This window comes from Chitinophaga sp. ARDCPP14 (assembly GCF_051362515.1).
Classification (GTDB): Bacteria; Bacteroidota; Bacteroidia; order Chitinophagales; family Chitinophagaceae; genus Chitinophaga.
Window position 1 is genome coordinate 361,994 of the sequence record NZ_JBKIXB010000001.1, and the last position, 22,472, is coordinate 384,465.

The 22,472-nt window shown below is 45.7% G+C and carries 17 protein-coding genes and 1 other RNA gene; 8 read left to right on the forward strand and 10 right to left on the reverse strand.

Going from position 1 to position 22,472, the window contains the following annotated elements:
- Positions 1 to 11 precede the first annotated feature (11 nt).
- The 3 genes from ACLHR0_RS01400 to ACLHR0_RS01410 all read right to left on the reverse strand — a co-directional run bounded on the left by ACLHR0_RS01400 (position 12) and on the right by ACLHR0_RS01410 (position 5,420).
- Entirely contained in the window at positions 12 to 3,374 is a 3,363-nt protein-coding gene (locus ACLHR0_RS01400; protein ID WP_436484335.1) for a TonB-dependent receptor, read from the reverse strand.
- Positions 3,375 to 3,586: 212 nt separating this feature from the next.
- The gene (locus tag ACLHR0_RS01405; RefSeq protein ID WP_436484336.1) at positions 3,587 to 4,756 is read right to left on the reverse strand and encodes a FecR family protein; all 1,170 of its coding nucleotides are present in this window, start codon (positions 4,754 to 4,756) and stop codon (positions 3,587 to 3,589) included.
- Positions 4,757 to 4,838: 82 nt separating this feature from the next.
- A complete protein-coding gene (locus ACLHR0_RS01410) occupies positions 4,839 to 5,420 on the reverse strand; it encodes an RNA polymerase sigma-70 factor (RefSeq protein ID WP_429045561.1) in 582 nt (193 codons plus the stop codon).
- 418 nt (positions 5,421 to 5,838) lie between these two features.
- Between ACLHR0_RS01410 and ACLHR0_RS01415 the strand changes: the two genes are divergently transcribed.
- Positions 5,839 to 6,354 (forward strand): GNAT family N-acetyltransferase, encoded by a 516-nt coding sequence (locus tag ACLHR0_RS01415; protein WP_436484337.1) that lies wholly within the window; start codon positions 5,839 to 5,841, stop codon positions 6,352 to 6,354.
- A gap of 370 nt (positions 6,355 to 6,724) precedes the next feature.
- On the opposite strand, the gene ssrA is transcribed toward ACLHR0_RS01415, so the two are convergent.
- The 4 genes from ssrA to ACLHR0_RS01435 form a co-directional block, all read right to left on the reverse strand.
- Positions 6,725 to 7,098, reverse strand: a transfer-messenger RNA (tmRNA) gene (gene ssrA / locus ACLHR0_RS01420).
- 76 nt (positions 7,099 to 7,174) lie between these two features.
- Positions 7,175 to 8,509, reverse strand: a complete 1,335-nt coding sequence (gene rseP / locus ACLHR0_RS01425; protein WP_429045557.1) for an RIP metalloprotease RseP — start codon at positions 8,507 to 8,509, stop codon at positions 7,175 to 7,177.
- Positions 8,510 to 8,593: 84 nt separating this feature from the next.
- Positions 8,594 to 9,760 (reverse strand): 1-deoxy-D-xylulose-5-phosphate reductoisomerase, encoded by a 1,167-nt coding sequence (locus tag ACLHR0_RS01430; protein WP_370909813.1) that lies wholly within the window; start codon positions 9,758 to 9,760, stop codon positions 8,594 to 8,596.
- An 89-nt stretch (positions 9,761 to 9,849) separates the two neighbouring features.
- Entirely contained in the window at positions 9,850 to 11,349 is a 1,500-nt protein-coding gene (locus ACLHR0_RS01435) for a GH3 auxin-responsive promoter family protein (protein ID WP_429045555.1), read from the reverse strand.
- 438 nt (positions 11,350 to 11,787) lie between these two features.
- On the opposite strand from ACLHR0_RS01435, the gene rplU reads away from it, so the two are divergent.
- The 7 genes from rplU to ACLHR0_RS01470 all read left to right on the forward strand — a co-directional run bounded on the left by rplU (position 11,788) and on the right by ACLHR0_RS01470 (position 16,557).
- Positions 11,788 to 12,090: a 50S ribosomal protein L21 gene (gene rplU, locus ACLHR0_RS01440; RefSeq protein WP_079470010.1), complete on the forward strand. Its 303-nt coding sequence runs from the start codon at positions 11,788 to 11,790 to the stop codon at positions 12,088 to 12,090.
- Between the two features lie 49 nt (positions 12,091 to 12,139).
- A complete protein-coding gene (gene rpmA, locus ACLHR0_RS01445) occupies positions 12,140 to 12,418 on the forward strand; it encodes a 50S ribosomal protein L27 (RefSeq protein ID WP_079468897.1) in 279 nt (92 codons plus the stop codon).
- A 64-nt stretch (positions 12,419 to 12,482) separates the two neighbouring features.
- Complete coding sequence (locus tag ACLHR0_RS01450; protein WP_310009742.1) at positions 12,483 to 12,851, forward strand: hypothetical protein; 369 nt, start codon at positions 12,483 to 12,485, stop codon at positions 12,849 to 12,851.
- A 120-nt stretch (positions 12,852 to 12,971) separates the two neighbouring features.
- Positions 12,972 to 14,660, forward strand: a complete 1,689-nt coding sequence (locus ACLHR0_RS01455) for a helix-hairpin-helix domain-containing protein (RefSeq protein WP_436484338.1) — start codon at positions 12,972 to 12,974, stop codon at positions 14,658 to 14,660.
- Positions 14,657 to 15,361: a PrsW family intramembrane metalloprotease gene (locus tag ACLHR0_RS01460; protein WP_370909810.1), complete on the forward strand. Its 705-nt coding sequence runs from the start codon at positions 14,657 to 14,659 to the stop codon at positions 15,359 to 15,361. Before ACLHR0_RS01455 ends, ACLHR0_RS01460 begins: the two co-directional genes overlap by 4 nt.
- 61 nt (positions 15,362 to 15,422) lie before the next feature.
- Complete coding sequence (locus ACLHR0_RS01465; RefSeq protein ID WP_436484339.1) at positions 15,423 to 16,058, forward strand: DsbA family protein; 636 nt, start codon at positions 15,423 to 15,425, stop codon at positions 16,056 to 16,058.
- Between the two features lie 4 nt (positions 16,059 to 16,062).
- On the forward strand, positions 16,063 to 16,557 hold the full coding sequence (locus ACLHR0_RS01470; RefSeq protein WP_436484340.1) for a GNAT family N-acetyltransferase: 495 nt from the start codon (positions 16,063 to 16,065) through the stop codon (positions 16,555 to 16,557).
- Between the two features lie 277 nt (positions 16,558 to 16,834).
- Here ACLHR0_RS01470 and ACLHR0_RS01475 read toward each other — a convergent pair whose 3' ends face one another.
- From ACLHR0_RS01475 to ACLHR0_RS01485, 3 genes are read right to left on the reverse strand one after another with little or no spacing between them, the layout of a single operon-like run.
- Positions 16,835 to 19,318: a Calx-beta domain-containing protein gene (locus ACLHR0_RS01475; protein WP_436484341.1), complete on the reverse strand. Its 2,484-nt coding sequence runs from the start codon at positions 19,316 to 19,318 to the stop codon at positions 16,835 to 16,837.
- A 43-nt stretch (positions 19,319 to 19,361) separates the two neighbouring features.
- Positions 19,362 to 21,512 (reverse strand): OmpA family protein, encoded by a 2,151-nt coding sequence (locus ACLHR0_RS01480; protein WP_436484342.1) that lies wholly within the window; start codon positions 21,510 to 21,512, stop codon positions 19,362 to 19,364.
- Positions 21,513 to 21,532: 20 nt separating this feature from the next.
- Positions 21,533 to 22,447 carry a PorP/SprF family type IX secretion system membrane protein gene (locus ACLHR0_RS01485; RefSeq protein WP_370909805.1) on the reverse strand — a complete coding sequence of 305 codons (915 nt, stop codon included), beginning with the start codon at positions 22,445 to 22,447 and terminating at the stop codon, positions 21,533 to 21,535.
- Between the last annotated feature and the right edge of the window lie 25 nt (positions 22,448 to 22,472).

The following is a 22,472-nucleotide window of genomic DNA, read 5'->3' on the forward strand; positions in this document are numbered from 1 at the left end:
TTTACTGATTTTTAAAGACCGAGATTCAAGCCAAACGTAAATGTTCGTTGCAGTGGATAAGCACCCAGATCCTGCCCCTGCTGCGTTACAAATGCGAGTCCACCAGCACTTACTTCAGGGTTCCCCGGGTAACTGGTGAAGATGTATACATTTTGTGCTGATGCATACACTCTTAAGCTCTTGATAACAGGTGTCCTGAATTTTCTCAGCATATATCCAAGTGTGATATTGTTGATAGTGAGATGGGAAGCATCATAAACGAACAGTGTATTATCTGTACGGTATGCCCCGGTGGTGTTAGCTAAAGTACGCGCCACCTTTCCATTACCCGGATTGGCCTCGGAGCGCCAGCGATCAAGCAATTCCGGCGGACCGTTAAATACACCGTCCAGGTTGTACGTACTTTCCTGCATGCCATTTTTCAGCTTGTTGCCGTAAGTACCTGACATGGCGATATTCAGATCGAAGTTTTGGTACTGAAAGGTATTACTGAAACCAAATATAAATTTGGGATTAGGATCTCCGATCACCGTCTGATCATCCGGGAAAGTGATCTTGCCGTCGCCATTTAAATCCTTGAATCTCACTGTTCCCGCCTGAGAGAGTGTAGTGGTACCGGTTCCATAATATTTAGGACCGGCATCGGCTTCTGCCTGATTTTTGAAAATGCCGTCAAATATATATCCATAAAACTGGCCGATAGGCTTCCCGACAAGTGTCCGGTAGTCGGTGAATTCAGATAATGTCCTTGTCGGATTGTCGGCAAAAGAAATATTGTTTAAACCAATTCTTTTAACAAGATTTCTGTTAAATGAGATATTAAAGTCCGTATTCCATTTGAGTTTTCCGGTCAGATTTTTAGTGCTTACAGTAAACTCATGTCCCCATTGGCTGATATCACCCAGGTTATCCTGCACGCTTGAAAAACCCGAAGATTGCGGAACAGGTAGTACGAATAATAATCCCGTCGTCAGCTTATTGTAATAATCGTACGAGAAATTGATCCGGTTGTCAAATAGCCCCAGATCAAAGCCGGCATCAAATTGCCGGTTGCGTTCCCAGGCCAGATTCGGGTTACCCAAACTGGTTTGTACCTTTCCCGGAGCCAGGCCGCCTGAAAAAGAATAATTGGCATTACCAATACCTGCCACGGTAGTGTAGTTACCTATCTCATTCATACCGGTTAAACCGAAGGTCGCTCTTAGTTTCAGCAAACTCAGGTTCGGCACATTTTTAAGAAAGGATTCATCACTGGCGATCCAGCCTGCACCGATAGAAGGAAAAGTCCCCCATTTGTTATTATCCCCGAAACGTGACGACCCGTCTCTCCTGATGGTAGCCTGCAAAAAGTAACGCTCTTTATAACTGTAGTTTAAACGACCCAGAAGCGACGCCATTGTCCAGGCGTTAAAGCTGGAAGTGTTGGTAGTAAAACGGGTAGCGGCACTTAAATAGGAAACGCTGTTGTCCGGAAAATCGCGGCCCACCATATCGCTTGCAAAACCTGTAGATCGTTGTATCGTAAAACCGCCCAGTAAATCCAGTGAATGATCTTTCCCAAATTGACGCCGGTAGTTCAATGTATTTTCATTGAGCCAGGAATAATCATTATTAACGGCTGATTCACCCAAAGCAGTGTTGTTGCCTGGCGGCGGATTTTCTATAGGTATTGCATTAAAGCCGCCTATTGAAGTAGATGGAATAAACCGGTTGCGGGTCATGCCGCCAACGTCCGCACTACCGGATGTACGGAAGGTCAGATGATCCGTGATTTTTACTTCTGCGAATAAATTGGCCAAGACCCGTAACCGGTTAGCATCGTCTTTTACTTCGAGCAATTGCCTCAGCGGGTTTGCCCATACAAACTGGTTGGTAAAACCAGAAATACCCAGGGCCAGTGAGCCATCCGGGTTGTAAGGAGAGCCCATAGTAGGCATCATGGAGGCAGATGCAAAAATGGCACGCTGTCCATCCACATTAAAACCGTCCCCCTGCCTGTTGTTATGCTCCAGTTGTAAAGACGGTGCAACACCAAAACCTACCTTCACCCGTTTGCCAGGATTGAAATCACCATTCACGCGCAATGAAAAACGCTTGTAGCCGGTGTTTACAAGGATACCCTGCTGATTAAAATAACCAGCCACGATACTGTACGCAGCCTTATCGTTGCCTGCATTAATAGACAGGCTATAATTCTGCACAGGCGCATTCCTGGTCAGCACGCTGAACCAGTCCGTACCCTCTCCATATTGCTCCGGATTCTGATATACAGCAGGTATACCGCCGGTATAGCCTTCGTATTTGATCTTATCTTCATAAAAACCTTTCATGTAAGTAGCCAGTTGTGTGGCGTTCATTACAGGCGGGATCAATTCACGCATCAATGACGCAGTCCCGTAATAGGAATTAAAATTTATTTGCGTGGCGCCGGATTTCCCTCTTTTGGTCGTGATTATCACCACACCGTTGGCGGCGCGTGAACCGTATAAAGCGGTGGAAGAGGCATCTTTCAGAATGGTAAAGGATTCAATTTCATCAGGGTTAATATTATTGATATTATCAGGGTTGCCCAGCATTGGCTGTCCGTCTACTACTACCAATGGCCGTACGTTGGATGTAAAGGAGGCCGCGCCGCGTATACGCAGGTCCATCCCCTGTCCTGGCCGTCCGGTAGTTTGGGCTACCTGGGCTCCCGGCAGCTTGCCTTGTAACCTTTCAGCGAAAGTGCCGGTTGGCTGATCTTTAATATCAGTGGCAGAAAGCTTTGCTACCGAGCCCACAATTTCACGCGAATTTTGTCGGCCATAAGCGACTACCACCTCGGTGAGCTGTGAGGTGGATTGTTCCAGCTGTACGTCGATAACAGTTTGCCCTTTGATCGGTATTTCTTTGGGGGTATAACCCAGGTATTTGAATGATAACACGCCGCCTCCATCAGGCACACTGAGCATATAAGTACCATCAGCTTGTGTGGCTGTTCCAATCTGGGAGTCTTTAAGCCTTACAGCAACTCCGGGTAATGGATGATTATTGGCATCAGTAACCCGCCCTTTGATGGTCATGTTAACCAAGGTTGGTGCTGTTTGGCGCGTCACCACGATCGTGTTTTCATGGATTGAGTAAGTAAAAGGCTGACTGGCAAAGCTTTTCCGCAATACTTCTTCTACTGTTGCATTGGTTACCTGTATGGCTACGGGTTGAGCATCCTTTAAAATTTCAACATTCCATACAACATTATAACCCGTTTGTTTCCGGATCTGGCGGAATACCTCCCGGAGAGTAATTTGTTTAGCTGATAATGTTACCTTTTGAGCATAACCGGAGGCGCTGACTTCCATTAACGCTGCGATCATTAAAACAAAGGTGAGTTTCATAATCAACAGGAATTTTTTGTACGTGGCGCCGGCTTTTTTTGGGCACACGTCAGGTATGTAAAATTTCATTACATTTGGATGTTTGGGTTTAATAATCAGAAACTGTGACTACAATAGCTTTCGAAACTTGTTTTTCACAGGGTAAGCTCAAACTATCCGGGGGCGCTCCAACGCTCCCGGTTTTTTATTGCGCCCTGTTTGCAGATATTTTTTTATGGCATAACTGTGATCCTCCTTCCGTTTATTTTAAAGTGTACGGTACCTGTTAATTCCAGCATATTTAATACTTCAGAAACATTTTTTGACCGCGATAAACTACCGCCAATGGCTTTTCCTGACACGTCGCCCTGGTAGGTAATTTCTACATTATACCAGCGGCTGATTTGCCGCATGATGCTTTCCACCTTTTCATTCTCAAATAAGAAGTAGCCATTTTTCCATGCAATAGCTCCTTCTGTATCTACCTCTTTTATATTGATCTTGCCGGAAGTCCTGTTTAATATTGCTTCCTTACCAGGAGCCAGCAAGGCATTTGCCCCACCGCAATCTACTTTTACAGCACCTTCAAGCAGCGTAACAATATTGTGCTGGTCATCAGGGTAAGCGTTAATATTAAAATGTGTTCCTAATACCCTTACGGTCATAGGTGCTCCCGATCCTGCATTTACCGTTACAAAAAATGGCCTGGCTTTGTCTTTAGCCACTTCGAAATATGCCTCGCCGGTAAGTGTTACATTCCTTTCATTTCCGGGAAATGACGCGGGGAAACGCAGTGATGAACCTGCGTTGAGCCACACTTTGGTGCCATCCTGCAATGTCATCTGATACTGGCCGCCATAGGGTGTACTCAGGGTATTGTAAACGATGGAGGCAGCGGAGCTACCAGCCGCCTCCTGGTTATAAATCAGGCTGCCGCTACCGGTCTTATTTACTGAGGCATTGCCCTGTTGGGATATGAGCCCGTTTTTAGCCTCTTCCAGCACTATCTTATCACCGTTAGCTAATGTTAATATTGCTTTGTTTCCCCCGGGACCAATGTCTTTAATATCCCGGGCAATAGCAGCAGGGTGGGATGAACGGTGGATCTGCGGGTAATAAAAATAGGTGGTCAATCCCAGGATGAGCAGTACAGATGCAGCAGCAGACAGGTAGTACCAAAGCCGCCTGGTAGTACCTGGTTTGGTTGCAGGGTTATTGATTTGCTGATTCAGGCGCAGGAGCATACGCAAACGTACCTGTTCTTCTTCATCCGCATTTTCTGCCGGCCATTCAACATCGGTTTGATTATGATCCTGGTACCAGGCCATTAACTGCTCTTCTTCTGCCGGTGTAATCGTGCCGGCAAGGTATTTTTCGATCAGGTAATATATATTGTCCTTCAATGTATAAATTTTATCCTTATACAGATAGGTACCATAAGGCTGATCTTTACCCTTAGTGAGCGGAGGATTTTTTTTGAAGAAATTAAGAAAGGAACATTTTAACGATTATGATCACCCATAAATAAGGGCGATTCAATTTAACTTTCAGTACTTTCAATGCTTTAGTAAGATGTGCTTCGGCCGTTTTCTCGGCAATACCCAATCTTTGCGCTACTTCTGGTATACTTAGTCCTTCTTCCCTGCTTAGTTTAAACACCAGGCGGCATTTCTCCGGTAAAACTTCCACTATTCCATTAATGTGTTGCTGCAAGAATCTGGTGTAGATCTTTTCTTCATCCCAGGTGGTGATTATGGGATCGGCTGCCTGTTCTTTTATCTCATCCCTCCGTTTCTGCCGCACATATTGTTTAAACACAGATAGCCTCACTGCAGTAGCGAGATAGGCATTTACATTATCGATATAAAGCTCTTTCCGCCTGTTCCATAGGCCGATAAAGACTTCCTGCACAATTTCTTCTGCAATTACTTTATCCCTGCAATGATTATATGCAATGGCCAGTAATTTCTTCCAGTAGCGGTCGTAAATTTCAGTAAAAGCATCTCCCTTATCCTCGCGCAGGAACATTATCAAATCTGCATCAGTTTGTTGCCGGTACTGCGTCATGTGATTGGTATGGTACACAAGAATATAAAAATAAATCGAGTTTTTGTACCTGTATATGAAAAGATAATATTTAGGAGAAAGGGTACCGGGGCAGATGGTAAATCTTAAAGGCGAACTAAATGCGCCTGTATATTTGATACTGGATTAGTAAGTGCGGGGGGACCATCTTCTTTTCTATATTTCCTTTTCATACAGCTGTTTATGGGTAACATAAAAATATGCATGCCCGTTATGAAGTACGTATCATAGTTTTCTTTATTTTCACATGGATTTCCACTTTTCTTTAATCTGAGCGTATGTTGGATATTGTATTACAGTAATTACCGTCCAGGTAATTACATCTTCAGCTGATAATCTATTCATAGCTCCTGCGCCTTCGGCAGCGGGAGTATCTTCTATTTATTTAATTCTATCAGAAATGCACAAATACAATTATACTTTCAGAAGGGAAGAGCCTTCTGATATCGGAGCTATCGATCAGGTAACGAAGGCTGCGTTTGCCTCAGCAGCATATAGCAGTGGAACGGAATCATTCATCATAAAAGCCCTGCGCGCAAATGGCCGGCTGACCGTTTCTCTGGTAGCAGAAGAGGAGGGAGTATTGATAGGACATATTGCTATATCGCCAGTAACCATTTCTTCAGGAAGCGAAGGCTGGTTTGGACTGGGGCCCGTATCGGTAATCCCTTCCAGGCAAGGATCTGGCGTGGGGTCCGGCCTGATCAGGGCCGCCATTGACGCATTGCGGGAGTTGGACGCAGCCGGCTGTGTGGTGCTTGGCGAGCCTTCCTATTATGGCCGGTTCGGATTCAGGAGCGATGCCCGTTTGCAGTACAAGCATGCTCCTGCTGAATATTTCCAAATACATTCATTTACAGGAGCGATACCGGAGGGGACTGTGGAATACGATGATAGTTTCAACGTTACCAGTTGAAATTAATCAGATGTAAATAGAAGAGGCTGTCTCAACAAGATTGAGCAGCCTCTTCTTCTTTGGGCCTGATAGCGACCGGAAGGCGTTGAAAAATCCTCAATGCGTTCGAACGCACTAACTGTTTCTATCGGTGAACATAGGTCCTGCTCAAGTAGCTTGAAATTTTTTTAATTTATCTCCGCCGGGACGCTGGTTCAGATGAAGCAAATTGGATTACTTATTTTATAAGGGGCAATAAAAAAGCAGGATACAAAACCTGCCATTACTGTAAAAAAACACGACCAAAAAACTATTAGTTATTGCAATCAATAAGAATACTATTGAAAGGCACATAAAAAAAGCCTCTGGTTACCCAGAGGCCTAAAATTATTTGTGGAGATGGCGGGAATCGAACCCGCGTCCAAACATATTCGCCGAAAGCTTTCTACATGCTTATTTACGCATTGTTTTGTCGGGATCTGGCAGGGGCGTAACAAACCAACCATCTCCTTATCCGTTGTAGCTTCAGTATTCACTCACAGAAACCATGAATACCTATCCCTATGGGTTTATGATTCGGCGGCGGAAGTCGCATAAGGCGACAACTTCAAGCGGCTATAATGGGTGTCTAATTTATAATTAGGCAGCCATGGCGTAGTTAGATTCGCCAATTAGAGTTTGAATATTCAGATTATCGTGCTAATTATCCAACGCACGGCATGCTTACACTCTCAAAGATCTATGCTGTCAAAACCAGGCATCCCCCTGTAAAACAGTTTACAAAGATACTATAAAAAACTGGCATTTGATCATTCATCACAATCAAATGCCAGTAATATTTTTAAAATAATCCACTCAGTAGATTTCTCCACACATCCAGCCCGTTTGCAAACAACAGCAAACTAAACAGGATCAGCATACCTGCAATCTGCGCGTACTCCAGGAACTTCTCGCTCGGCTTGCGGCCTGTAATGATCTCGTACAACAGGAAAAGCACATGGCCGCCATCCAGCGCCGGAATAGGCAGGATATTCATGAATGCCAGGATGATGGATAAAAACGCAGTCATCTCCCAGAACATCTGCCAGTCCCACGCATCAGGGAACAGTTTGGCAATAGACATAAATCCTCCCAGCGACTCACTCACCTTCACTTCTTTGGAAACAAAGATCAGGCGAAGCTGCTGCACATATTTTACGAGTTTGTCGACGCTCTTGTGAAAACCGGCCGGGATAGATTCCAGGAAAGTATACTTCTTTACTTTATACTCAAAAGGATCTCTTGGATAAACACCAAATGTACCTTTCTCACTCAGCTTTGCAGCCAGGTTCAACGTGTCCTTGCCACGAACCAGGGTCACTATCACATTTTCATTCTTGTGCTTCCTGATCTCCGTTGCAAACTCATGATAGTACAGATACGGTGCTCCATTGATCGCAATAAGCTGGTCGCCGCTCTTCACACCTACCTTTGCGGCCGCAGATCCCGGAAGAGTACTGTCGGCGATATAAGGAAGACGGGGCATGGCAAAAGGCGCTTTCTGCTTCAGCAGCTGCCTGGTAAAGCCAGCCGGAATAGGAAGATCAAGGGTTTTACCATCGCGTTCTACCTGGATACTTTTGGCTTCCGAAAGAATTACATCTCCGGGGATTGCCTCAAAGGCTTCCACGTGATGGTGATCAATGGTAACGATCTTATCACCGTCCTTCATACCAATGCTGCGGGCCAGGGAATCTGTTACCACGCCATATTTTGCGGCAGAAGTAGGCAGGTAGGTTTCACCCCAATGCCATAAGATCATCGCATAAATAAAGAACGCAAGAACAATATTAACGGTAACGCCGCCGATCATAATGATCAAACGCTGCCACGCCGGCTTGGCACGGAACTCCCACGGCTGCGGGGGCTTTGCCAGCTGCTCTTTGTCCATACTTTCATCTATCATCCCGGATATCTTTACATATCCTCCCAACGGCAGCCAGCCGATACCATATTCTGTTTCACCCTTCTTTATCTTGAAGAGGGAAAACCATGGATCAAAGAACAAATAGAATTTTTCCACCCTGGTTTTGAACAACTTGGCCGGGATAAAATGGCCTAACTCATGCAACACTACCAAAATAGAAAGTGACAGTAACAACTGTCCGGCTTTCACCAATATTACCTCTGTAGTCATTTAATTGTTTCTGCTTTAATCTGCCTAATATATCAGTTTTAATACATATTCCGGCAAAACTCTTTGTTAATTTTTACTGGCAATTTATATAACGATAGAATTGATAAGGGATGCAGCGTGTTCACGTGCGGCATTATCGCATTCATAATAATCGTGCAAGGTGGGGGTTTCAATAAACGGTATTTTACCCAGCGTTTCCTCAATTACTTCCGTCATCTGCAGGAAACCTATCCTGTTTTTCAGGAAAGCATTCACCACTTCCTCATTGGCGGCATTCATTACACACGCAGCGTTTCCGCCTTTGTGCATCGCCTCAATAGCAATGGCCAGGTTACGGAAAGTTTTGGTATCCGGCTGCTCAAAAGTAAGCGTAGGATAATTACGGAAAGAGAAACGCGGGAAATCATTGGCCAGCCTGTCGGGATATCCCAGCGCATACTGGATAGGCAGTTTCATATCCGGCAACCCCATCTGTGCTTTCAGGGAACCATCCACAAACTGCACCATCGAATGAATGATAGATTGCGCATGTATCACCACTTCAATGTTTTCCGGCGCCAGGCCAAACAGCCAGCGTGCTTCAATCATCTCCAGCCCTTTATTCATCAGGGTGGCGGAATCAATGGTTATTTTAGCGCCCATACTCCAGTTTGGATGCTGCAGGGCATGGTCTTTTTTTACATTGATGAGGAAGTTCGGCTTTTTACCGAGGAAAGGTCCGCCGGAAGCGGTGAGGATTACCTTTTCCACCTTGCTGAAAGGCTCTCCCAGCAAGCATTGGAAAATGGCGGAATGTTCAGAATCCACCGGTATGATGGGTACATTTTTCCTGCGGGCGGTAGCCATTACAATATCACCGGCTACTACCAGGGTTTCCTTGTTAGCCAATGCCACCGGGGTGCCCTGTTCAATAGCAGATAATGTAGGCGCCAGACCGGCAAAACCCATGATGGCGGCCAGTACCATGTCAATCGAACTCCAGGCGGCTACTTCCACCATCGCTTTCGGACCGGCAAATACTTTGATGCCTTTATCAAATAATACATCTTTTACCTGTTTGTACTTTGCTTCACTGCCTATCACTACCGCATTAGGCTTGAATTTCAGCGCCTGCTCAATCAGCAGGTCAGCATTTTGCTGTGCAGTCAATACTTCTACACTAAACCTGTCGGGGTGCGCAGCGATCACCTCCAGTGCCTGTATGCCAATGGATCCGGTTGATCCGAAAATGGCAATCTTTCGTTTATTCATTACGGTGATTTACGTTTTTACAGTTAACAAAAATGAAGAATCAGCTGCCGGTAAAATAGCCTGACAGCCGTCCCGCCCTGAATCGCCGGTTATTTTTGTAAATACGCTGCCAGCTCATCTGCAAGCTTTCTGTCGTTACTCAAACGAGGTACTTTGTTCTGACCTCCCAGTTTTCCAATGGCTTTCATATAATCGATAAAGCCCTGCTTACGTACAGTCCTTATCTTCAGGGGTTGCAAAATATTACCGGTCAGCAGATCATCATAATAAATATTCTTCTGACGCATGTTTTCATCTACTTTTCTGGAAAATGCCTCCATGTTGGCCGGCATATTCTCAAACTCTACAAACCATTCGTGGTAAGGCAGTTCACCACTGGTTTGCACCATCGGGGCCACCGTAAACTCTGTGATCTGCACATTTTCCTCCGCTGCCGCCTTCATCAGGCTGTGTTCCACCTCTTCTCCTATCACGTGCTCCCCGAACGCAGAAATAAAATGCTTGATACGGCCGGTTACCAGCAAACGATACGGATTAGTGGAAACAAATTTTACCGTGTCTCCGAGGTTATACCCCCATAATCCGGCGTTGTTGTTGATCACCATCGCGTAATTTACACCGGTTTGTACATCTTTGAGCGACAGTCGCGTAGGATGCTCATTAAAAATTTCCTGAGCCGGGATAAACTCATAAAAGATCCCTGAATTGGTGTTCAGCAGCAAACCTTCCCGCTCCTGCGAGTCCTGAAAAGCAAAAAAGCCTTCAGAGGCAGGAAACGTTTCCACAGTGTGAATCGGCGCACCTATAGATGCCATCAGCTTGGAACGGTAAGGCTCAAAATTCACCCCGCCGTATACCATCACATCAAAATTCTTAAATATTTCCCTGATCTTTTTACCATTGCTGCGCTCCATCAGGCGGTCGAAATACATCTGTACCCATGGTGGTATGCCGCTGATCAGCGTCATATCCTGGTTAATGGTTTCTTCCACAATCTTGTCCAGCTTCGTTTCCCAGTCATCTATACAATTGGTTTCATACGATGGCAGCTGGTTGGTACGCAGGTACCGGGGAATATGATGGTTTACAATACCGCTCAACCGGCCGGTAGGAATGCCTCCCACCCTTTCGAGCTCCGGCGAACCGGATAAAAAAATCATTTTACCATCGGCAAAGGCCGTACTGCCCGTTTCCCCCATATAGTTCAGTAACGCATTACGCGCGGTATCTATATGATTGTTAACAGATTCTTTGGAGATGGGGATATATTTAACGCCACTGGTTGTTCCGGAGGTCTTAGCCAGGTAAATCGGCTGCCCTTTCCACAGTACATTTTGTTTGCCTTCCTTGATTTTTTCAATATAAGGCTTAAACTGCTCATAATCCCGCAAAGGCACAGCCTGTTTAAATTCTTCGTGGGTTTGTACCCCGCTAAACTTGTGATCTGTTCCGAATTCCGTCTTTCTGCCTGTCTTCAAGAGCTCCTGCAGGATATTATCCTGATCTTCTACCGCCCTTAACATTTCCTTCTTTATCTTATTATGTACGATAGAAGCAAATGGTTTGGCCAGCAGTGATTTAAACTTCATGCCTGTTGTTTTATAATTGAGAGACTAAAGCTGAGCATATTTATTTATCTGGAGATTTAATTGCACTGATTTTTAGGGAGTTCCGGAAGAAATATTCCACTCTGGCAATTAAATAAGCAGGTAAATAAATGTCCTCATCCTATCTGTTTTTATTCGTGTAAACGACAAAAGTATACAAAATTGCGTTGGTTTGCACAGCAAGATAGCTGTTTTTAAATGATCCCGAAATAGCATAAAAATGTGCATATAGCGGTCAGGCGCCGGAAATCATTATTTGTTAAAATAATTTAAAATTCAAGAAAGTATGTATCTTTGAAAAGATTAAGCTTTAGGCGGTCCTTCATATGTGTTTATACATGGTGATTTAAAAAAGACCGAAAAACTTTGTCTATTAGAAAACAAAAGGTTACTTTTGCGGAAATTATATTTTGGATAATTATGTTTGCAGTTGTAAAAATCGCAGGTCAGCAATTTAAAGTACAAAAAGACCAGGAAATTTTTGTACAGCAGTTACAAGGAAATATTGGAGACAAGGTGGAGTTTTCCGATGTACTGTTAACAGATAATGCTGGTGCGCTGTCCGTAGGCACTGATGTAAAATCAGTAGTAAAAGCAGAGATTCTGGCTCATGTTCAGGGTGACAAAGTCATCGCTTTCAAGATGAAGAGAAGAAAAGGCTTCAGAAAGAAAGTTGGACACCGTACCCACTTTACAAGAATCAAAATCAATGAAATAGCTTAATCCTGTTAAGCTAAACTTATTTATTAGACAAGTTTAAAGTAGTAATACAATGGCACATAAAAAAGGTGAAGGTAGTGTAAAAAACGGCCGTGACTCCCACAGCAAAAGGCTGGGAGTAAAAATCTTCGGTGGTCAGCCAGCTATCTCCGGCAACATTATCGTTCGTCAGAGAGGTACGGTTTATCATCCTGGTCAAAACGTAGGCGTTGGTAAAGATTTTACCATTTTCGCAGTAGCAGACGGTGTAGTGGAATTCAGAAAAGGTCGCGAAAACAAGACTTACGTTTCTGTTAAAGCATTTGATACCACTGCTCAGGCGGAAGCCTAATCAGTGTTAGCCATAAAGTTTTTTTTAATACCCAATTTTTTTACTAACCCAAATTCAAAAAACAATGGCAACAATTAAAAAAGCGGCTGCTAAGAAAGCTGCACCTAAAAAGAAAGCTGCTGCTCCTAAGAAAGCTGCTGCTAAAAAAGCTGCTCCTAAAAAAGCCGCCGCTAAGAAAGCTGCTCCTAAAAAGAAAGCTGCTGCTAAGAAAGCCGCTCCTAAAAAAGCTGCTGCTAAGAAAGCTGCTCCTAAAAAGAAAGCTGCTGCTAAGAAAGCCGCTCCTAAAAAAGCTGCTGCTAAGAAAGCTGCTCCTAAAAAGAAAGCTGCTGCTAAGAAAGCCGCTCCTGCTAAGAAAGCTGTTGCAAAGAAGAAAGCTGCTCCTAAAAAAGCACCTGCTGCTGCACCAACAGTTCCTCCAGCTCCGGCTAACTAAGATCGGAATTACAAAATGTAGTTATAAGGATCCTGGCATCTATGCCGGGATCTTTTTTTATGCCCATTCCCCAACACATTCCCCCTCCACAATTTCCGCGTAACTCCGTATTTTTACGGCATGGATAATTATTCAATCTCAGATAACTTCTCCCTCCTGTCCAAACTGATGGACATCCACGGAGAAAACAGTTTCAAAGCCAAATCCTTCGCCAGCGCAGCATTCACCATAGAAAAGCTGCCCAGTCCACTGAAAGATACCCCCCGCGATGAAATATTCCGGATAAAAGGCATCGGAGAATCCACCGGGAAAAATATCCTCGAAATGCTGGATACCCAACAATGCTCCCTCCTGAACCACTACATAGAAATTACCCCCGCCGGCATCCTCGAAATCATGAAGATCAAAGGCCTGGGACCTAAAAAAATCGCCACCATCTGGAAAGAGCTGGAAATAGAATCCATGGGCGAACTCCTCTATGCCTGCAACGAAAACCGCCTCATGCTCCTCAAAGGCTTCGGCGCTAAAACACAGGAAAGCGTTCGCCAAAATATCGAATTCTATCTCTCTAACCGCCACCGCTTCCTCTTCGCGGAAGTGGCTACCACCGGGCACGAACTGGAAAAACAACTGCAGCAGCTCCTGGCCCCCGCCGCGGTTTCGCTCACCGGCGCGTTTCGCCGCAACAGCATCATCATCGATGAAATAGAATTACTCGTCGCCGCCCCGGTGGAGATAGTACAACAGCAACTCGCCGCCCTCCCCGGTTTTTCACTCACCGCCGCCAATGCCGGTAACCTGGTATGGCAGCTGAACGAAAAACTCAAAGTAATAACACATAGCTGTACTGCTGATAACTTCGCGGCTACCTTATTTACTACCACCGGCTCACCCGCGTTTATCGATAAATTCAACGCCGCAGGCGGCGCCGCATTCCTTCACAACGCCGCCTCGGAAGAAGCTATCTTCAGCGCTGCAGGAATGGACTATATACCCCCTTTCCTACGGGAAGGCATCAACGAATTAACGCTGGCCCGCAACCGTCAACTGCCGGAACCCATCGTCGCCACCGATATCAAAGGTATTATCCACTCCCACAGCAACTGGAGCGACGGCGAATCCTCCCTGGAAGAAATGGCCATCGCCGCTAAAACACAAGGCTTCGAATACCTCGTGATCAGCGATCACTCCCGCTCCGCTTTCTATGCCAATGGCCTGCATATAGAAAGGATCTTAGCACAACACGCAGAGATTGATGAACTGAATAAAAAACTGGCGCCGTTCCGCATTTTTAAAAGCATAGAGTCCGATATCCTCAACGATGGATCATTGGATTACCCGGATGAAATCCTGGCAAAATTCGACCTCGTAATTGCATCTGTGCATTCCAATCTCAAAATGACAGAAGACAAAGCAATGGCCCGCTTGCTGAAAGCCATCGAAAACCCATACACTACTATCCTCGGGCATATGACCGGCCGCCTGCTCCTGAGCCGCAACGGCTACCCCGTAGATCATAAAGCCATCATAGATGCATGCGCCGCCAATAACGTGGTAGTAGAACTCAACGCGCACCCACGCCGGCTGGATATCGACTGGACCTGGCTGCATTATGCACTGGAAAAAAAGGTGCTCATCTCCATAGATCCCGATGCCCACAGCATCCAGGGCTTCCAGGATATCAGGTACGGCACCCTCGCCGCACAAAAAGGAGGCATTACAAAAACAAACAATCTAAGCAGTTACACTGTTGACATGCTGAATAATTACCTGCTGCAACGCAAGCAACAAAAAAATATCCTCCCATGATGCTATTGGCATTGGCGGTGGCGCCGGGTTTTGCTATCTGTCTTTTCATTTACCTGGTGGACAAATACGACCGGGAACCTACCAGCCTCCTGGTAAAAAGTTTCCTGCTCGGCATGCTCTGCGTAGCACTGCCGCTGGCAGTGCAGGGTCTCGCTGTGGAACTGGGCCTCCGCGAAAATAATGGTACCCTCCTGGGAACCGCCGCATTCGCATACGGCGTAGTAGGCCTCTCGGAAGAACTGGCCAAATTCCTCGTACTGCTGCTCTTCGCCTACCCCAAAAAAGCATTCAACGAACCCCTGGATGGTATTGTATACGCAGTAATGATCGGGATGGGCTTCGCTACGCTGGAGAATATTGCGTATGTAAGCAGGTTCGGCGTAGGCACCGGGATCGCCCGCATGTTCCTCTCCGTACCCGCCCACGGCGCCTTTGCAGTACTAATGGGGTATTATGCCGGCATGGCTAAATTTGTACCGCAGAAAAGCAGTTCGCTGCTATTCCAGGCACTCCTGGTTGCCATTTTCTTTCACGGAACATTCGATTTTTTCCTTTTTCTCGGTAATAACATCTTCCTCATGGGAGCCTCCGTGATCACCCTCATCTTTGCGGTACGCCTATCCATCAAGGCTATACGAAAGGATAGCGCCCTCTCCAAGAAACTGTCTGAGGAACACTTTTTTGAAGAAGAGAACACCTGATACCACCTTTTTGGCAGTCAGCTTTTAGTTACCTTTGTCAGGGGCCTAAAAGCCGACTGCTATGAGATTCATTTACATTTACGATCCGCTCTGCGGCTGGTGCTATGGCTTTACCCCCGTGGTACAGCAACTGCAGGAACGCAGCAGCGGGAACATGGAATTCAATATCCTCTCCGGCGGAATGATCACCGGCGATAACCGCCATCCCTTCTCTTCCATGAAGGCCTACATTCAGCGGGAACATACCAACGTGGAAAACGCCACCGGCGTGAAATTCGGCGCTGCCTTCCTGGAGAAATTACTTCCGTCGGAAGAAATTATGGACTCCGAAAAACCCAGTGTCGCCCTCACGGTATTTAAACAATACCAGCCGGAAAATGCCATCACCTTTGCACACGATATGCAGGTAGCGCTCAACTATAATGGCCAGAGCCTTAACAACGACAGCACCTACCGCTCGCTGATAAAAAAATTCAGCCTGCCGGAAGATGAATTCATCAGCCGCCTGCATGATGAAAATTACCGCTACGAAACCCAACAGGAATTCCAGCTGATCCAGAACTGGGGCATCACCGGGTTCCCCGCGGCCATCCTCGATACGGGCAAACAACTTTATCTCTGCGCACGGGGATACACGCCCCTCGACAAACTGGAAGAAACCATACAAAATATATTGAGAGAAAATAACAGCTTATAACTTTATGTACCACGTCAAAACAGCTACTGTAAACGATATTCCTGTTATACAGGAACTAACAGAAAAGATATGGAGACCTACCTATCAGTCTATTCTGACCCCGGAACAAATAGAATACATGATAGACATGATGTACAGCACCTCCTCCCTGAACAAACAGATCACGGAGCTGCAACACCAGTTTCTCATTCTGCAGGATGATAACAGCCCCATTGGGTTTGCTGCCTACAGCACCACCGATACCCCCGGCATCTTTAAACTGCATAAGATCTATCTCGATGGAAATTACCAGGGAAAAGGAATCGGCAAATTCCTACTGGAACACGTGGCCGGACAGGTAAAAAACCACGGCGCAAATACCCTCGAACTCGACGTAAATCGCTTCAATAAAGCAAAACAGTTTTACGAAAAACAGGGATTCAGCGTGTATAAAGAAAAACAAACCGATATCGGCAACGGCTACATCATGGACGATTATGTGATGCGTAAACCACTATAAAAAAAGCCCGGTAAGGAGATACCAGGCTATTCCCAAGTTAACCATTAAAAGACACAACTCTTTTTTAAAAAAAATAATGTTAATCTAAGGTTATGTACGATAACGCCCGGTAAGCGGATTTATCCATAGATTAAAAAAGCAGTATCTTTTATATTCTAATATAAAAGATGCTGCTTTTAAGTTTAATATCTTTCTAAAAAAAATTCCCGCATAGCTGACTATGCGGGAATGCAGGTGTGCCTGAAGCGCGTATATCGGTTATTGATCCAAGCCGTTATTATTTGGCTGTGAGCACGGTGCCTTCATCGTTATCATCATCATGGATAACAGCAACCGCCTTATTCAGTTTCAGCTCAGGCGAAATTTTCAATACCCCTGCATTGGCAGCAGCAGTAGCATCACGCAGTTTCACAGATACCAGTGCATCTATTTCTTTCACACGGTCGTTTACCAGCGCTACCTGTATATCGGTTTCGCTGAAAGCGCAATCACCGGTAATCTTAACCATGTCGCCGTTCATGATCACATAATCCTTACCGTAAGCCGCCGTACTGGATGAATCCACACCAAAGAAGATGTTGATATCACTACCGGTGCAATTCGTTTGCACGGTTTGATCCGCAGCTTTCACCAGGATACATTTAAACATGCTCACAGGCGCCGTAGCAGATTCATTGGCATCTGTCAGTTTCACCAGGGTAATGTAAGCCGCCTGGTCCTGTATGTACTGGGAAGCTGAAATGGAAGTTACATCGCCGTTATAACCTACCACCGCCTCATTCTCTGCTTTAATTTCGCTTAACACCAACACAACGGTCTCCGCCAGCTCAAAGCGGTTGTCGTCTTTTATCTTTACATTCAAACTCGCAGTAGTAGCGCCGCTGTCGATCACAAAAGGCGCTTTGATGCTGCTTACAAAGTCGGCGCCCGGCAGCGCAGTGCCATTACCAAACTTGTAAGTCAACCTCACTGGTTTGGAGGTGGCATTGATCAACGGGGTATTATCCCGCTTGAACAAACCGGCAGAAAACACCACATCGGTAGCTGGCTCGGCGCCATTGTTACCACCAATGAATTTCACCATAGCCGGCTGATCCAGGATCGTTACCTCTCCTTTTGACTTGGTAAGATATAACTCCGACGCATCCAGCACTTCTACATGGAAAGCTTCTTTACCTTCCAGCAGGTTATCACTCTTTACAGGGATCTGGATAGATTTGGAGATAATAGCTCCGGCAGCAAACTCAGAAGGCACAAAGGAAATAGTTCCTTCCGTAACATCAAAGTCGGTTGAACCGGCGCCGCCTTTATGCGGAATCGTTTTATAATGAACGTTAACGGGTGTACGAACACCATTGCTTCTTAAAAACCCGGATAAGGTAATGGTGAGCGTAGCGTTGGATAAACCATTCAATGGCTCGGAAACAGCTATATCGTTGATAGATACGCCATGACTGATCTTAATGATACGGTTGCCATCTTCGTCACCACCGCCTGCTGCCAGGATTTCGCCGGAAGGGCTCATCAGCAGCGAAGCCAGCGTGGTTTTTGCATCATACTTGCCCAGCTGCTTGTCGAACATCATTTCACCATCAGGACTCAGCTTAATCATGCGATAGCCTTCTTTTGCCGCCACGCAGATTTCATCGTCTTCGGTGAGTAACAGGTGCTGGAATACAGAACCCAGGTTTTTATCAATGGAAACAGTACCGTCCGGGAGCAGCTTCACAATCTTACCCGTGTTGTTGCTCACATTGCCACCTGCCGCCACTACTTTGCCGTTTTTGCCTACTTCCAGTGCGTATAAAGCAGCATCTGTTTCTTTGTTGAATAACTCCGTGCCATCAGGACGCAACTTAACAATGCGGCCATGATCTTTTTCTTCCGCACAGGCGAAGATCTGGCCCAGGTCGTTCACTTTGATGGCATTGAACTTGCCATCCGCGGTACTGTACTCTTTATCAAATACTACCTGGCCCTCCGCATTTACTTTCGCAATGCGGCTGGCATTGCCGGTACCATAAGCGCCACCGCCCATCGCCAGCACAGCGCCATCTTCCAGCAGCAACATCTTTTCAAATGTAGCACCTGGTTTACCAAAGGAAAGCTCAAATTGTTTTTCTCCCTTTCCATCCACCTTTACCATGTATGCCTTTCCCTGTCCATCACCCACGTCGCCACCTACAGCAACAATGTTGTCATCTTCATCTATCAGTACATTGGTAAAAACATTGTGCGCACCAAAACCTTTGTCGAATTCTACTTTGCCATCGGGCGACATCTTGGTGATGCGGGCCTGCGCAGGCTTACTACCATCCACGCCAACGGTAATATAGTTGCCATGACGATCCGTAATGATCCGGGTAAAATAACCACCCTGACCGTTACCGATGCTCTTGTCAAATACTACTTCACCGGTAGCAGATAATTTGGTAATACGGGCATTGCCATATGCAATGGTACCACCGCCTACTGCCACCAGTTCATTCTTCGGCAGTAAAAGCAGGTCCTGGTAGGCTACCAACCCGCCTTTATTCAGTTTGGCATTGTAAATAAGAGTGCCCGTTGCAGATAACTTGGTGATACAACCGTTATCTGTTCCGCCCCCGATGGCAACAATAGCATTGTTCTCCGCAATAGCCAGTTTCTTATACTGGTTTTTGGGAGCACTGAAGCTCTTGTTAAACACAACAGGCATCTCCTGTGCGAAGGCCTGTGTGCCTACCGCCAGTAATAGCATTAGTGAGGAAAATTTGTTCATTTGTATTAGTTTGATATACGCTAAAAAATAACCGATAAATAGTTTATTGAATCTTAATCTCACATCTTCTGTTGATACCCTGCAGTTGTATAAAGTATTCCCTGTTAGCCTCGAGCCGCTGGCTCCCCGCCATCCATACCGGGCGGGTAGATCCGAAATAATTGATCCTGATTTTATCAGGCGCTACTCCCCTGCTCAGCAGGCACTCCTGGATGTATACTGCCCGGTTCTTCGACAGCGACAGGTTATACCGCTCGGTGCCAATAATATCTGTATGCCCGTTCACCAATATGATCCGGTGCGGGTTCGACTTCCATATCCGGAAAATAGAATCCAGCTTACGCCATTCCTGGTCCTGCGGCACAAAAGAATTCAGGTCGTAGTATATCACACCGGGCACTTTCCACAATGCTTCCAGCACTTTCACAACACTGTCTTTTACCAGCGTATAACCCATACCGTTAGCAATGGCATGAGGGCCGCTAACCGACTGCTGCCACGATACCATTTCCGGGCTGCTATAGGCAGCCTGGCCGGCATAGGCCGACTGTGCTATAGTGGTGGCCGCAACTGCCGGTTGAACATTGCTGTTACCAGGATGATCATTTTGCCAGGGAATAATTTCGGGAGAACTGTCTGCTGCGGTGTTGGTGTAATCCACCATGTTGCGCTCCGGACTAACGGCAACGGCTACTGCAGGAACCGGTTTTAACACAACGCTATCTATCACCGGCGTTGCCACAGGTAGGTTGTCGTATTGTTTGGTTCCAATTAAAGTCAGCTGTTGACGGGTATCCGTCTGATTCATGGTATAAGGCACTCGGTCGTCTTCTTTTACTGGCTTGCCGGGATAAGGCAGGTCCAGCTGTTTCAAAGGATTTTTCTTCAGGTTTAACACATAGATATGATCGTTATCATGCGCGCCTGAACGGTCTGACGTAAAATATAATAACAGTTTGCTTTCATCCAGTACGGGATTCAGATCATCAAACTGCGTATTCACAGGATACGGCAAATGTACAGTTCCTTCTTCCGGTTTTTTAATATTTATCATAAAGATGTCCAGTCCACCAAACCCACGAAGGCCATTGGAAGAAAAGAACAACTTATCACCTACCACAAAAGGATACAGTTCATTTCCATTGGTATTTACCTGCGGACCCAGGTTCACCGGCGCTTTCCACCGTTTGGCTTCCTTGTCCCAGTCGGTGTAGTAAAGATCGGTACCACCCTGACCACCAGGCATATCGGATGCAAAGTACAAACGTTTACCATTAGGTGCAACTGATGGATGAAGGAAAGAATATGTTTCCAGGTTTTTCCCCAGCTTCACTGTCAGCGGCTTACTCCACATATCATGATCGGGCTGGTAAACAGCAGATAATAACTGCGTGCCGTTATTGTAATTAATATAGGAATTCTTATCGTTCTTTACATCCGTAAACCGGTTGGAAGTATAGATCACCTTTTGCCCGTTATCAAAGAAAGAAGCAGGTCCTACCTGTAATACTCCGCGCAGGCTATTGTTAAAAGGCTCTACCCCATCTTCAGAAATCTGGTATAATTTGGAATTGGTATAGAAAGATTGCTGCTCGTTTTTCCGGATATCATTGGAAAGAAAAACAATGTTATTGCGGTATAAGGCAAGTCCATACTGGTACCCGGGCAAATTCAGGCGAAGACTGTCCACCCTTATATTCTCCATGGAATCACGGTTAAAGAAACCGTAATAATTCACCAGCGACTCTTTCAGGTTGGTAAACCGCGCATTGTTCTTATAGTTATTGGCATACACTGCGCTGATCTCCTGGGCTTTCAATACCCTTCCGGTGCGCTTCAGCAAATCAATGTAATTGGTTACATCCGTTACCAGCACGTCTTTTTCCGGCTTGTACAACAGCTCGTCGTATAAACTGATCGTTTTTTCAAACTGCCTGGTTTCAAAGTATACCCGCGCCAGCTGCAATTTAGCCCGGCGTAAAACTTCTTCACTGCCGCCATTATTTATTACTTCATTACACAAAGAGATCGCTCTCTCGTATTCTTGTCTCTTGTAAAGCCGTTCCGCACGCTTTACCTTAGCCATACTTCCCAAGCCACCTATTTGCACTCGGTCTTTTACAAAACTGCAGGAAACAAACAGGGAAACAATGCTCAGAAAAAGTATGAGGGAAGAGAAACTGTATTTTCGCATACCATTCTTGATTTTTAAAATTAGAAATAACGCGGTGCTACCACTTTCCACTTCGACCACGAGAAGCGGTAATTAATCATCACTTCATGCGACACCGTTTGCGCACCTTTCAGATTCGACTGCATAGGCGTATCATACGAATAACCGATCTGCAGGTTCTTCGTTGCCTGCACCTGCACCAAACCCGTCATCGTTTTTTCAGAGCGCCACGATGCACCCAGCCAGATCAGGTTCTTCAGAAGGATATTGGCATTCAGATCATACTGAAAACCCGCTCCCTTCACCTGGCGTAACAACACGTTTGGCTTTAACTTCACATCATCATTAATATTGATCAGGTAACCCGTTTGCAGGTAATAGTGCGATTCCACCACCACTTTATTCACGCTGTTACCAAGGTCAAAACTTTTAAAAGTAGGCGACGATAACCCGATAAAGAACCGGTCTGTAAACAACATGAAACCAAAACCCACATCCGTTTTCCAGTAACTCTGGTTTTGCGCAAACACCGGATCAGTAGTAGTCAGGGAGCTGTTGTCTTCCCTGAAGTGCGACATGCCGCCCTTCAGCCCCAGGGCCAGGTAAATCTTTTCATTAAGCTTCACCCGCTGGGAAATATTCAGGTTCACCGCCGTCTGCGAATTCACCGTGATCTTTTCATTCATCAGCGACACGCCAAAACTGGTGTTGGTGGCTTTAATAGGAGTATAAAAGGAAGCCGTGGCCGTTTTAGGAGCCCCTTCCACACCTACCCACTGGTTACGGCCTACTGCCGTAAGACTGGAAGATTCATCCATAGAAGGGTAAGCCGGATTGATAATCATGCCATTGAACATATACTGCGAGTACAACGGTTCCTGCTGCGCAGCAACCTGTAAACAACAACACCAGCATAAGATAGTAACCCCTAAAGCTTTCATAAGATGCTTTTTCATAGGTATCAGCTTAAATATTTTTTTG

Bases quoted from the DNA above. Each gene is read 5' to 3' on its own strand.
- ACLHR0_RS01415 (WP_436484337.1), top strand. From the start codon at position 5,839: ATGCACAAATACAATTATACTTTCAGAAGGGAAGAGCCTTCTGATATC.
- ACLHR0_RS01450 (WP_310009742.1), top strand. From the start codon at position 12,483: ATGGCAACAATTAAAAAAGCGGCTGCTAAGAAAGCTGCACCTAAAAAG.
- rplU (WP_079470010.1), top strand. From the start codon at position 11,788: ATGTTTGCAGTTGTAAAAATCGCAGGTCAGCAATTTAAAGTACAAAAA.
- ACLHR0_RS01470 (WP_436484340.1), top strand. From the start codon at position 16,063: ATGTACCACGTCAAAACAGCTACTGTAAACGATATTCCTGTTATACAG.
- ACLHR0_RS01465 (WP_436484339.1), top strand. From the start codon at position 15,423: ATGAGATTCATTTACATTTACGATCCGCTCTGCGGCTGGTGCTATGGC.
- rseP (WP_429045557.1), bottom strand. From the start codon at position 8,509: ATGACTACAGAGGTAATATTGGTGAAAGCCGGACAGTTGTTACTGTCA.
- ACLHR0_RS01485 (WP_370909805.1), bottom strand. From the start codon at position 22,447: ATGAAAAAGCATCTTATGAAAGCTTTAGGGGTTACTATCTTATGCTGG.
- ACLHR0_RS01400 (WP_436484335.1), bottom strand. From the start codon at position 3,374: ATGAAACTCACCTTTGTTTTAATGATCGCAGCGTTAATGGAAGTCAGC.
- ACLHR0_RS01430 (WP_370909813.1), bottom strand. From the start codon at position 9,760: ATGAATAAACGAAAGATTGCCATTTTCGGATCAACCGGATCCATTGGC.
- ACLHR0_RS01435 (WP_429045555.1), bottom strand. From the start codon at position 11,349: ATGAAGTTTAAATCACTGCTGGCCAAACCATTTGCTTCTATCGTACAT.
- ACLHR0_RS01475 (WP_436484341.1), bottom strand. From the start codon at position 19,318: ATGAACAAATTTTCCTCACTAATGCTATTACTGGCGGTAGGCACACAG.
- rpmA (WP_079468897.1), top strand. From the start codon at position 12,140: ATGGCACATAAAAAAGGTGAAGGTAGTGTAAAAAACGGCCGTGACTCC.
- ACLHR0_RS01455 (WP_436484338.1), top strand. From the start codon at position 12,972: ATGGATAATTATTCAATCTCAGATAACTTCTCCCTCCTGTCCAAACTG.
- ACLHR0_RS01410 (WP_429045561.1), bottom strand. From the start codon at position 5,420: ATGACGCAGTACCGGCAACAAACTGATGCAGATTTGATAATGTTCCTG.
- ACLHR0_RS01480 (WP_436484342.1), bottom strand. From the start codon at position 21,512: ATGCGAAAATACAGTTTCTCTTCCCTCATACTTTTTCTGAGCATTGTT.
- ACLHR0_RS01460 (WP_370909810.1), top strand. From the start codon at position 14,657: ATGATGCTATTGGCATTGGCGGTGGCGCCGGGTTTTGCTATCTGTCTT.